This is a genomic window from Cellulomonas sp., from assembly GCF_036279715.1.
GTDB lineage: Bacteria > Actinomycetota > Actinomycetes > Actinomycetales > Cellulomonadaceae > Cellulomonas_A.
Genome location: NZ_DASUIR010000150.1, coordinates 1 through 12,409, shown reverse-complemented (window position 1 = coordinate 12,409; position 12,409 = coordinate 1). Strand labels below are relative to the sequence as shown.

8 protein-coding genes are annotated in these 12,409 nt (G+C 71.3%); 4 read left to right on the top strand and 4 right to left on the bottom strand.

Translation table 11 applies throughout. The features are described from left to right. Positions 1 to 982 (top strand): acetyl-CoA C-acyltransferase (locus VFW79_RS13985; RefSeq protein ID WP_329677903.1); only part of this gene is annotated, 982 nt, incomplete at its 5' end. Then, on the top strand, positions 979 to 3,123 hold the full coding sequence (locus VFW79_RS13980) for a 3-hydroxyacyl-CoA dehydrogenase NAD-binding domain-containing protein (protein WP_329677902.1): 2,145 nt from the start codon (positions 979 to 981) through the stop codon (positions 3,121 to 3,123). The genes VFW79_RS13985 and VFW79_RS13980, both read left to right, overlap by 4 nt. 18 nt (positions 3,124 to 3,141) lie before the next feature. Here the strand turns inward: VFW79_RS13980 and pflA are convergent, their stop codons facing one another. From pflA to VFW79_RS13960, 4 genes are all read right to left on the bottom strand, one after another. Then, positions 3,142 to 4,038, bottom strand: coding sequence for a pyruvate formate-lyase-activating protein (pflA, locus tag VFW79_RS13975; protein WP_329677901.1), 897 nt, complete (start codon positions 4,036 to 4,038; stop codon positions 3,142 to 3,144). A 34-nt stretch (positions 4,039 to 4,072) separates the two neighbouring features. Next, complete coding sequence (gene pflB / locus VFW79_RS13970) at positions 4,073 to 6,340, bottom strand: formate C-acetyltransferase (protein WP_329677900.1); 2,268 nt, start codon at positions 6,338 to 6,340, stop codon at positions 4,073 to 4,075. 163 nt (positions 6,341 to 6,503) lie between these two features. Then, a complete protein-coding gene (dxs, locus tag VFW79_RS13965) occupies positions 6,504 to 8,387 on the bottom strand; it encodes a 1-deoxy-D-xylulose-5-phosphate synthase (protein WP_329677899.1) in 1,884 nt (627 codons plus the stop codon). A 78-nt stretch (positions 8,388 to 8,465) separates the two neighbouring features. After that, a complete protein-coding gene (locus VFW79_RS13960) occupies positions 8,466 to 9,614 on the bottom strand; it encodes a glycosyltransferase family 4 protein (protein WP_329677898.1) in 1,149 nt (382 codons plus the stop codon). 130 nt (positions 9,615 to 9,744) lie between these two features. Between VFW79_RS13960 and VFW79_RS13955 the strand changes: the two genes are divergently transcribed. Both VFW79_RS13955 and VFW79_RS13950 read left to right on the top strand, forming a co-directional pair. Continuing rightward, positions 9,745 to 11,904 carry a glycogen debranching N-terminal domain-containing protein gene (locus VFW79_RS13955; protein ID WP_329677897.1) on the top strand — a complete coding sequence of 720 codons (2,160 nt, stop codon included), beginning with the start codon at positions 9,745 to 9,747 and terminating at the stop codon, positions 11,902 to 11,904. Positions 11,905 to 11,923: 19 nt separating this feature from the next. Beyond that, on the top strand, positions 11,924 to 12,409 hold a 486-nt coding region (locus tag VFW79_RS13950), incomplete at its 3' end, for an IMP dehydrogenase (protein WP_329677896.1).

The following is a 12,409-nucleotide window of genomic DNA, read 5'->3' as shown; positions in this document are numbered from 1 at the left end:
GGGCTACGCGATCGACCGGATGTGCGCCGGTGCCATGACCGCGGTGACCACGACGGCGTCGGGCATCGGCGTGGGTGCGCTCGACGTCACGCTCGCCGGCGGCGTCGAGCACATGGGCCACCACCCGATGGGCGCCGGCGCGGAGCCGAACCCCCGGTTCGTCGCCGAGCGTCTCGTCAGCGCCGACGCCCTCAACATGGGCAACACGGCCGAGAACCTCCACGACCGCTTCCCCGCGCTCACCCGTGACCGCGCCGACGCGTTCGGCGTGGCGAGCCAGGCGAAGTACGCCGCCGCCCTGGCCGCCGGGCAGATCACCCCCGACCTCGTCGCCGTCGGCCTGCGCGACCCCGAACGCGGCTGGGGTCTGGCGACGGCCGACGAGCCGCCGCGCCCGGGCACCCGGCTCGAGGACGTCCGCAACCTCGCGACACCGTTCCGAGCGGGCGGGCGCGTCACCGCGGCGACCTCGGCCCCGCTGACCGACGGCGCGGCCGCCTGCCTCCTCGCCGCCGACGACACCGCCGAGGAGCTGGGGCTCGGCGCGCGGATGCGCCTCGTGTCGTTCGCGTACGCGGGCGTCGACCCGGCCGTGATGGGCATCGGGCCCATCCCCGCGACGCACAAGGCGCTCCGGCGAGCGGGTCTGTCCATCGAGGACATCGGCCTGTTCGAGATCAACGAGGCGTTCGCGGTCCAGGTGCTGTCGTTCCTCGACGCGTTCGGCATCGCCGACGATGACCCGCGCGTCAACCCGTACGGCGGCGCGATCGCCGTCGGGCACCCGCTCGCCTCCTCGGGAGTCCGGCTCATGACCCAGCTCGCGCGCCAGTTCGCCGAGCACACGGACGTCCGGTACGGCATCACCACGATGTGCGTCGGCCTCGGGCAGGGCGGGACGGTCATCTGGGAGAACCCGAACCACCCCGACTACGAGGGCTACCGGCCCGCGGCCACGACCATCGACGGGAGCGCCCGATGAGCACGCCATCGTCCACGACGTCCGCCGCACCGCGACCCGAGCGCATCGCGCACGCCCTCGTCCGGGACGTCACGCTGCCCGGCGGCGCCGGGACGCTCGCACTGGTCACCCTCGACAACGGGCTCGACCACACCAAGCCGACGACCCTCGGTCCCGCCGGCCTCGCGGAGCTGCACGCCGCCCTCCTCGAGCAGCAGCGCCGGGCCCTCGCGGGCGAGATCGTCGCCGTGGGCGTGACCGGCAAGCCGTACTACCTCGCGGCGGGGGCCGACCTCACCGCCGTCACGGCGATCTCGGACGTCGCCGAGGCCCGCCGGGTCGCTCAGGCCGGCCACACGACCTATCGACTGCTCGGCGAGATGGGCGTCCCCACGTTCGCCTACGTCAACGGTGCCGCCTTGGGTGGCGGACTCGAGCTCGCGCTCAGCTGCACCTACCGGACCGTCGGCGCCGACGTCAGTGCGCTGGCCCTGCCGGAGGCCTTCCTCGGGCTCGTCCCCGGCTGGGGCGGCTGCTACCTGCTGCCGCACCTCGTCGGCGTCCGCCGGGCTCTCGAGGTCATCCTCACGCGTCCGCTCGGGGGCAACCGGATGACCAAGGCCGCGGAGGCCCTCGAGCTCGGTCTCGTCGACGCCGTCTTCCACCCCGCCGACTTCCTCGAGCAGTCGTTGGCCTGGACGGCGGACGTCCTCGCGGGGCGCGTCGTCCCGGCACGCGCCGAGATCGAGTCGCAGGAGGAGTGGGACGCGGTCGTCGCGGGCGCTCGCGCGCAGCTCGACCAGCGCCTGCACGGCGCCAAGACGGCTCCCTATCGTGCGCTCGAGCTGGTTGCGGCCGCGCGGACGGCCGACCGCGACTCGGCCTTCGCGGCCGAGGACGACGCGCTCACCGAGCTCATCATGACCGACCAGCTCCGCGCCGGCCTGTACGCGTTCGACCTGACGAGCCGCCGCGCGCGCACACCCGCGGGCGCTCCCCCGGCGGAGCTCGCTCGCCCGGTGCGGTCGGTCGGCATCGTCGGGGCCGGTCTCATGGCCGGCCAGCTCGCGGTCCTGATCGCGCGCCGGCTGCGGGTCCCCGTGGTCATGCGCGACATCGACGACGCCCGCGTCGCCGCCGGTCTCGCGGGCATCCGGTCACAGGTCGAGCGGCAGGCCGCCAAGGGCCGCATGTCGCCCGACGAGGCCAACCGGGTCCTCGCCTCCATCTCGGTCAGCACCGACCTGTCGACGCTCGCGGGCGCCGACCTCGTCATCGAGGCCGTCACCGAGGTGCTCGCGCTGAAGCAGCGCGTGTTCGCCGAGCTCGAGGGTGTCATCGCGGACGACGCGGTGCTGGCCACGAACACCTCTGCGCTCTCGGTCACCGCGATGTCGGCGCACCTGCGCCACCCTGAGCGGGTCGTGGGGATCCACTTCTTCAACCCGGTCGCCCAGATGCCGCTCATCGAGGTCGTCCGGACGGCGTCGTCCACGGACGCGGCCGTCGCGACGGCGTTCGCCCTCGCGAAGCAGCTCGGCAAGACCGCGGTGGGCGTCGCGGACCGTCCCGGCTTCGTGGTCAACCGGTTGCTGCTCCGGCTCCTCGCCGAGGTCGCCGCTGCGGTCGAGGGCGGCACCCCGGTCCGCACGGCCGACGTCGCACTGCGCCCCCTCGGCCTGCCGATGGGGCCGTTCGCGCTGATCCAGCTCGTCGGGCTGCCCGTGGCACTCCATGTGCTCACCACCCTGCACGGCGATCTCGGCGAGCGGTTCCCGCTCTCCCCCGGGCTCGAACGGCTGGCGACGCAGGGTCGGCGGCTCGTGCCCGAGCCGGACGGACAGGGCGCGGAGCTCGAGGTGGATCCCGAGATCCAGGACGCGTTCGACGTGACGGGCCAGCCGTCGGGAGGCGCTCCGCTCGACGAGGCGGGCGTGCTCGACGCCGTCCTCACGGGCCTCACCGAGGAGATCGGACTCATGCTCGACGAGGGCGTCGTCGCCTCGCCCGACCAGATCGACCTCTGCATGATCCTGGGCGCGAACTGGCCGCTGCACCTCGGCGGGATCAGCCCGTACCTGGACCGCACGGGGTACTCGGAGCGGGTCCTCGGCCGGCGACTCCTGCCGCGCGGGGTCGCGGACGTCCCCGTCGCCGGCTGAGGCGCGCGGACGGAGAGGTCAGAAGACCGTCAGCCCCCGGGCTCGGAACTGCTCGCGCACGCGGGTGACGAGCTCGGGGGTCGGCGGGGACGTGTCCTCGAGCTCGTAGCGCATCCCGAGGCTGTCCCACTTGTCCCGGCCCATCTGGTGGAACGGGAGCACCTCGACGCGCGTCACCGTCGACAACGTCGCGACGTAGTCGGCGACGGCATCGACGTTCTCGGGCGCATCCGTCAGCCCGGGGACCAGGACGAACCGGATCCAGATCTCTGTGCCGCGCGCGGCGAGCCGGCGACCGAAGTCGAGCGTCGGCTGCAGCTCGCGACCCGTGACGCGCTTGTACGTCTCGGGGATGCCCGACTTCACGTCGAGCAGGACCAGGTCGATGTCGTCGAGCATCTCGTCGGTGCAGTGCGCCCCCAGGTAGCCCGAGGTGTCGACAGCGGTGTGCAGGCCCATCTCCTTCACGCCGCGCAGGATCCGTGCGACGAACGCGGGCTGCATGAGCGGCTCGCCGCCGGAGATCGTGACCCCGCCGCCCGTGACCTCGAAGATGTTCTTGTAGCGGGAGATGCGCTCGAGCAGCTCGGTCGCGGTCACGGGCTCGCCGCGCCGCATCTCCATCGTGTCGGGGTTGTGGCAGTAGAGGCACTGCAGCGGGCATCCCGAGAGGAAGACCGTCATCCGGGTGCCGGGTCCGTCGACGGCCGTGACGAGCTCCCACGAGTGCAGGGAGCCGAGCTCACCGGCCCTGACCTGGGCGAACTTCTCGGACCGGCCGATCTCGCTCACCTCGAGACCCGACGTCCCGGCGGTCGCGCGGTGGTGTGAGCCACCGACGACCGGCAGGCCCAGCTCGATCACGGGGGCGCCGACCTGGTCGGCACCGTGTGGTGCTGCCGTGGTGACGTTCATGAGGGGCTGTTCCTGCCGGTCGTGGTGGTGCGGCTCAGAGGCCGCCGTGGAAGGTGCGCGAGAGGACGTCGAGCTGCTGGTCGCGCGTCAGCCGGACGAAGTTGACCGCGTAGCCGGAGACCCGGATGGTCAGCTGGGGGTAGTTCTCGGGGTGCTCCATGGCGTCCTCGAGGGTCTCCCGGTTGAGCACGTTGATGTTCAGGTGGTAACCGGAGGAGACGTTGTAGCCGTCGAGCAGGCCGACCAGGTTCGCGACCTGCTCGTCCTTGGTGCGGCCGAGGCCCGAGGGCACGACCGTCGACGTCAGCGAGATGCCGTCCTGCGCCTCGGAGTACGGCAGCTTCGCGACCGAGAGGGCCGAGGCGAGCATGCCGTGCGTGTCGCGGCCGTTCATCGGGTTGGCACCCGGGGCGAACGGCTCGCCGCGGCGGCGACCGTCGGGGGTGTTGCCCGTGGCCTTGCCGTAGACGACGTTCGAGGTGATGGTCAGGACCGACTGCGTGTGCAGCGAGTCACGGTAGGTCTTCTGCGCACGAATCTTGTCCATGAAGCTCGTGACGACCTGGATGGCGATGTCGTCGGCACGGTCGTCGTCGTTCCCGAACATCGGGAAGTCGCCCTCGATCGTGTAGTCGGTCACGAGCCCGGTCTCGTCACGCACCGGCCGGACGGTCGCGTACTTGATCGCGGACAGCGAGTCGGTGACGACCGACAGGCCGGCGATCCCGCACGCCATGGTGCGCAGGATGGTCCGGTCGTGCAGGGCCATCTCGAGGCGCTCGTAGGCGTACTTGTCGTGCATGTAGTGCACGCAGTTGAGCGCGTCGACGTAGGTCTCGGCGAGCCAGTCGGTCAGCTTGTCGAACTTGGCCGAGACGTCGTCGAAGTCGAGCACATCGCCGACGACCGGCGCGCTGACCGGGGCGATCTGCTTGCCGCTGATCTCGTCACGCCCGCCGTTGATCGCGTAGAGCAGCGTCTTGGCGAGATTGACGCGCGCGCCGAAGAACTGCATCTGCTTGCCGACCCGCATCGCCGAGACGCAGCACGCGATCCCGGCGTCGTCGCCCCAGCAGGAGCGGATGAGCTCGTCGGACTCGTACTGGATCGCGGACGTGTCGATCGACACCTGCGCGCAGAACGCCTTGAATCCCGCCGGCAGCAGGTTGCTCCACAGCACCGTGAGGTTCGGCTCGGGCGCCGGGCCCAGGTTGTAGAGCGTCTGGAGGAAGCGGAACGAGGACTTCGTCACGAGCGGGCGACCGTCCTCGCCGATGCCGCCGATCGACTCGGTGACCCAGGTCGGGTCGCCCGCGAAGATGTCGTCGTACTCGGGGGTCCGCAGGAACCGGACGATCCGCAGCTTGATGACGAGGTCGTCGATCAGCTCCTGCGCCTGCGACTCGGTGATCAGGCCCTCGGCGAGGTCGCGCTGCAGGAAGACGTCGAGGAAGGTCGAGGTGCGACCGAGCGACATCGCCGCGCCGTTCTGCTCCTTGACCGCACCCAGGTAGGCGAAGTACAGCCACTGCACGGCCTCGCGGGCCGTCGCTGCGGGCTGGGAGATGTCGAAGCCGTAGGACGCGGCCATGGCCTTGAGCTCCTGCAGCGCGCGGATCTGCTCCGCGTTCTCCTCACGGTCGCGGATGACGTCCTCGACCGAGCGCTCCATGTCGAGCTCGGCGCGCTCGATCTTCTTCGCGGCGATCAGGCCGTCGATGCCGTACAGCGCGACGCGGCGGTAGTCGCCGATGATCCGGCCGCGCCCGTAGGCGTCGGGCAGGCCCGTGATGATGTGCGACGAGCGCGCGGCCCGGACGTTGGGCGGGTACACGTCGAAGACGCCCGCGTTGTGGGTCTTGCGGTACTCCGTGAAGATCTTCTTGATGTCCTGGGGGATCTCGAAGCCGTACGTCTTCAGCGACGTCTCGACCATGCGCCATCCGCCGTTGGGGATCATCGCACGCTTCAGGGGGGCGTCCGTCTGCAGGCCGACGATGAGCTCGTTCGCCTGGTCGATGTAGCCGGCGCCGTGCGAGGTGATGGTCCCGGGCGTGTGGTTGTCGATGTCGTAGACACCGCGCTCACGCTCGGCGGGGAACATCGCGCTCAGCGTCGCCCAGATGCCCGTGGTGCGGGGCGTGGGACCCGCAAGGAACTCTGCGTCGCCCGTGTAGGGCGTGTAGTTGCGCTGGATGAAGTCGCGGACGTCGATCCCGTCGGACCACGGGCCTGCGACGAAGCTGCGCCAGGCACCCGCGGTGGCGTCGGTGCTGGACTGCTGGACTGCTGTGGTGGACATCTCTGCTCCTCGTGGAGGTCGTCTTGCCATCAACGCTACTGAAAAGTCATGGGATGTCTTGGGACCTTCGCCCCGACGGGAGCAGATGACGGCGTGAGCCGCATCACCATTTGCTCCTGATTCTCCCCCGGGGCGCCAGAGGGCGCCACAGTGCGTCGGTGCGTCAGCGCGTCCCGTCGAGCGCCGTCAGGACGTCGCGCGCGATGTCCTGCGGCTGCAGGCGCAGCTCGGTCGTCAGCTGCTCGGTGGTGGCGTGCCGCAGGAACGCCAGCGGGACGCCGATCGGCTGGACCGGGACGCCCAGCCCGGCCGCCCGGGTCCGCTGAGCGAGCTGCGACCCGATGCCGCCGTCGACCACGCCGTCCTCGAGCGTCACGACGTGATCGTGCTCGCCGGCCAGCTTCACGAGCGCCGACGGCACGGGCAACGCCCACCGAGGGTCGACGACGGTGACCCGCAGGCCGTGCGCCGCGAGCAGCTCGCCGGTCGCGAGCGCAGTCTCCGCCATCGACCCGATCGAGACGACGAGGACCGACGGCGCTCCGGCGGCCGCCGTGTGCCGCGCCAGGACGTCCACGCCGTCCACCTCGTCGACGGCCGGGATCGCGGCGCTCAGGGCGCCCTTGGGGTAACGCACGACGCTGGGCGCGTCGTCGATGTCGACCGCGACGCGGAGCGCGTCGCGCAGGGTCGGCTCGTCGCGCGGTGCGGCCAGCCGCAGGCCTGGCACGATCCGGAGCATCGCGAGGTCCCACATGCCGTTGTGGCTCGCACCGTCGACGCCCGTCAGACCGGCACGGTCGAGCACGAACGTCACGCCGGCCTTGTGCAGAGCCACGTCCATGAGGATCTGGTCGAACGCGCGGTTGAGGAACGTCGCATAGACCGCGACGACGGGGTGGAGGCCCGCGAACGCCATGCCCGCGGCCGACGTCGCCGCGTGCTGCTCCGCGATCCCGACGTCGAACGTCCGCTCGGGGAACTCCGCCGCGAACGGCGCGAGCCCGACGGGCGCGAGCATCGCCGCGGTGATCGCGACGACGTCGGGCCTGCGGCGACCGATCCGGACGATCTCGTCGGCGAACACGCTGGTCCAGCCGAACCGCGACGGCGCGACCGGCAGGCCGGTCTCGGGGTGGATCTGCCCGACGGCGTGGAAGCGGTCGGCGACGTCCTGCTCAGCCGGCGTGTACCCCCGGCCCTTCTCGGTGATGACGTGCACGAGGACCGGCCCGCCGAACGACCTGGCCCGCTGGAGCGCCCGTTCGACCGCGGGCTCGTCGTGACCGTCGACCGGCCCGACGTACTTCAGGCCGAGGTCCTCGAACATGCCCTGCGGCGCGACGACGTCCTTGATGCCCTTCTTGAGGCCGTGCAGCGCGTCGTACGCGAACCGTCCGGGCGGGCCGGACCGCTTCAGGGTGCGCTTGCCCCACGTCAGGACGTGCTCGTACCCCTGGGTCGTGCGCAGCGTGTCGAGGTGGTGTGCGAGCCCGCCGATCGTCGGCGCGTAGGACCGCCCGTTGTCGTTGACGATGATGACGAGGCGGCGGTCCTGCGACGCCGCGATGTTGTTGAGCGCCTCCCACGCCATGCCGCCGGTCAGCGCGCCGTCCCCGATCACGGCCACGACGTGACGATCCCGGTGACCGAGGACGGCGTTGGCCTTCGCGATGCCGTCGGCCCAGCTGAGCGCCGTCGACGCGTGCGAGTTCTCCACGACGTCGTGGACCGACTCCGCGCGGCTCGGGTAGCCCGACAGGCCGTCGCGCTTGCGCAGCCCGGAGAAGTCCTGCCGGCCGGTCAGCAGCTTGTGCACGTACGCCTGGTGGCCCGTGTCGAACACGATCGTGTCGCGGGGCGACTCGAACACCCGGTGGATCGCGATCGTCAGCTCGACGACGCCGAGGTTCGGGCCGAGGTGACCACCGGTGCGGGAGACGGACTGCACGAGGAAGTCACGGATCTCCTGGGACAGCGAACGGACCTGCGCATGCGTCAGACGTCGCAGGTCAGCCGGTGTGGCGATGCGGGCGAGGACGCCCATGCGCATCTCCCTTCCTCGTGCGGCGACGATGCCGCACGTCGCAGCTGCCCCGTGGCAGCCGTCCCACTCTAGAACCCGTCACGCACCGGCGCCCGCTCCATGGGGCGCAAGGTCGCGCAGCGCCCGCCCCCCGTCGACCACCGCGCGGTACATGCGCTCGTACCCGCGCGCCATCACGGGCAGGTCGAAGCACTCCTCGGCACGGGACCGGCACGCGGCCGGGTCGATGCCCGACACGGCGTCGATCGCCTCGACGAGCTCGTCGTAGGTGTCGACGACGAGCCCGGTCACGCCGTCGAGGACCACCTCGGGGACGCTCCCCCGCCGCATCGCGACGACCGGGGTGCCGCACGCCATGGCCTCGACCATCACCATCCCGAACGGCTCCTCCCACTGGATGGGGAAGACCAGCGCGCGCGCGCCCGCGAGCAGCTCGCGCTTGGCCCGCGCATCGGCCTCGCCGACGTACTCGACGCCTGCCCACAGCCTCGGCGTGATCTCCCGGGCGAAGAACTCCTTCTCGTCCGGCTCGTTGAGCTTGCCGGCCAGCACGATCGGGCTGCCCGCGGCGCGTGCCGCGTCGATGGCGAGCTGCGGTCCCTTCTCGTTGCTGAACCGGCCGAGCCACAGGACGTACCCGTCGTTGTCCGCGCGGAACGGGAAGGACGACACGTCCACGGCGTTGTGCACGGTGCCCAGCCAGTCGAGCTCTGCGTTCGCACGCCGCTGCGCGTCGGAGATCGCCACGAGGCCCACGGTGTCGCCGAGGCGCCGGTAGTAGTCGGCGTGGAACCCGGTCACCGGTCCGTGGGCGGTGATCACGGTCGGCGCGCTCCGGCCACGCGCGAGCAGCGGACCGGCGATCGTGTGGTCGTGCACCACGTCGACGGGGATGTCCGCGAGCGCCGCCGCGCACGCCGCAGCGTTGATGACCTCGGGCAGCGGGTCGCCCAGGGACGCGGTAGGAGGCGTCTCGAACACCTGCACGAACCGGTGCGCCGACGTCAGGTTCTCTCCTGAACCGATGAGGGTCACCTCGTGACCGAGCAGCGTCAGCTGGTTGACGAGGTCCGAGACGACGGACTCGATGCCGCCGTACGCGCGCGGCGGCAGCCCGAACCACGGCGGCGCCACCATGCCGATCCGCAGGGAGCCCTGCGGGTCCGGGTTCTGAGGTGGCCTCTTGGCAAGGTCGACAGCAATGATGGCTCTCCCGTCACCGTGCATGCACGGCCCGTGTGCACGGTGCTCCCGGCCGGGCCGGTCGCCGGCTGCCGACACCGGGCTCTGTAGGTAGGTTAGTCCTGACCAGTCGTCGTCGCGGACTCACGCCGCGTCGGCAGAGAGCCAGGGACAGATGGACATCCCGTCCTTCAAGCCGTCCGGACTGACCGACGACTCGCCCGTGCCGCTTCCCCGCGACACTGTGACGAGCCTCGTCGAGGGTTCGTCGTTCTGCGCGAGCGAACCGAACGGTGACATCGACTCCGACCAGCAGCAGGGCCTGTTCGTCCGCGACACCCGCCTGATCTCGGGCTGGCGGCTGCTGGTCGACGGTGCGCCCTTGCAGCCGCTCGCGACGCTCCCGGCAGAGCCCTTCGAGGGGACGTTCATGTGCCGCGCGGCCCCCCGCCCTGGGCACGACGACGCCACGGTGATCGTGCAGCGCCGCCGCTTCGTGAGCACGGGGATGCGCGAGGACGTGACCGTACGCAACTACGGCACCGAGGCCGCCGGGCTACGGCTGATCCTCGAGGTGGATGCGGACTTCGCCGACCTCTTCCAGGTCAAGGAAGGCCGCGGCGTGACCCATCGGGCCCGTGTCCATCACAGCGCGGCGGGCAGCGACCTGCAGTTCTGGCTCGAGCACGAGGGGGTGCGCCGCGGGGTGCGCATCTCCGCCCCGGGTGCCGATGCAGCGTCCCGCACCCTGTCGTTCCGCGTCGTGGTCCCCGCACAGGGAATCTGGACGACGACGATCGAGGTGCTGCCGAGCCTCGGCGGCGCCGAGCTCGAGGCGGCGTTCCCGGCCCACCTCCCCGTCGAGAGTGCGGCTGCGGCCGTGCGTATGCAGTCGTGGCGCGACACGATGCCGGACATCACTGTGGCGAACCGCCCGTTCCAGCTCGCGCTCACGCAGAGCGAGCGCGATCTCGGGGCACTGCGAATCGTCGACCTCAACCACCCGGAGGACGACGTCGTCGCTGCCGGAGCGCCGTGGTTCATGGCGCTGTTCGGCCGCGACTCGCTGATCGCGAGCTGGATGGCGATGTCGGTCGCGCCCAACCTCGCGCTCGGGACCTTGCGCACGCTCGCGCGCATGCAGGGCAAGCGCATCGACCCGTTGACCGAGGAGGAGCCGGGCCGGATCCTGCACGAGGTGCGGGTCGGGATGGACCTGACGCTCGCTCTCGGCGGCGAGTCGATCTACTACGGCTCGATCGACTCGACTCCGCTGTTCGTCATGCTCGTGGACGAGGCTGCGCGCTGGGGTGCGCCGCTGGCGGAGATCGCCCAGCTGATGCCCGCCGTCGACGCGGCCCTGGACTGGATGGGTGAGTACGGCGACCGGGACGGCGACGGGTTCCTCGAGTACGAGCGCCGCACCGACCGCGGTCTGCTGCACCAGGGCTGGAAGGACAGTCACGACGGCATCTCGTTCGCCGACGGCACGCTCGCCGTGCCACCGATCGCCCTGGCGGAGGTCCAGGGCTACGCGTACGGCGCCTACCGCGCGCGGGCCCACCTCGCCGGCCTGCTCGGCGACCAGGTCGCCGCGCAGGCGTGGTCGGCGCGAGCCGCGACGATGAGGGCGGCGTTCGACACGGCGTTCTGGATCCCGGACAAGCAAAGGTTCGCGCTCGCGCTCGACCGTGACAAGCGCCCGGTGGACGCGTTGGTCTCGAACATGGGCCAGTGCCTGTGGACCGGCATCGTGCTGCCCGAGCGGGCTCCTGCGGTGGCCGCGGCACTGCTCTCGCCAGATCTGTTCACCGGGTTCGGCATCCGGACGCTCGGTCGCGGGATGGCGATGCACAACCCGGTCAGCTACCACAACGGGTCGGTGTGGCCGCACGACACGAGCCTCGCGGCCTCAGGGCTCGCCCGGTACGGCCTGATGGACGAGTGCCTCCGCGTCGTCGACGGCCTCCTCGACGCGTCGGTCGCCTTCGGCGGCCGGCTCCCCGAGCTGTTCTGCGGGTTCGACCGGCGCGATGCGGGGTTCCCCGTGCCGTACCCCGCGGCGTGCACCCCGCAGGCCTGGGCGGCCGCCGCTCCGTTCCAGCTGCTGCGCACCCTGCTCCGCCTCGACCCGTGCGTGCCGCACCACACGATCCACGTCTCGCCGGTCCCGCCGTCGCTCGGCCACGTGCGCATGGACGGCGTCCCGTTCGCCGACACCCGTCTGTCCATCGAGGTGGACACGACAGAGGTGCACGTCGACGGGCTGCCGCCGGGCGCTCGCGTGACCCGCGCGCCCGAGGACCACGGGTGCGACCGCTTCTCGCCGTTGTGACGCCTCGTACCCTGGAGGCATGCACTTCCTTCCCGGCCACACCGCCACATCCGACCTGACCTACGGCGACGTCTTCCTCGTCCCGTCGCGCTCCGAGATCACATCCCGCTTCGACGTCGACCTGTCGACCGTCGACGGGACGGGGACGACCATCCCTGTGGTCGTCGCGAACATGACGGCGGTCGCGGGTCGACGCATGGCCGAGACGATCGCCCGACGCGGCGGCATCACGGTCCTTCCGCAGGACGTGCCGACCGACGTGGTCGCGGACGTCGTCGCATCCGTCAAGGCCAAGCACGCCGTCGTGGAGAGTGCCGTCGTCGTCTCTCCGCAGGACACCGTGCACACCGCGCTGACCCTCATCGGCAAGCGCTCGCACGGTGCGGCCGTCGTCGTGGTCGACGGACGCCCGGTCGGGGTCGTCGCCGCCGTGGACTGCGAGGGGGTCGACCGGTTCACGCAGGTCGGCGACGTCATGAGCACGAACCCGACGGTCGTCCCGCTC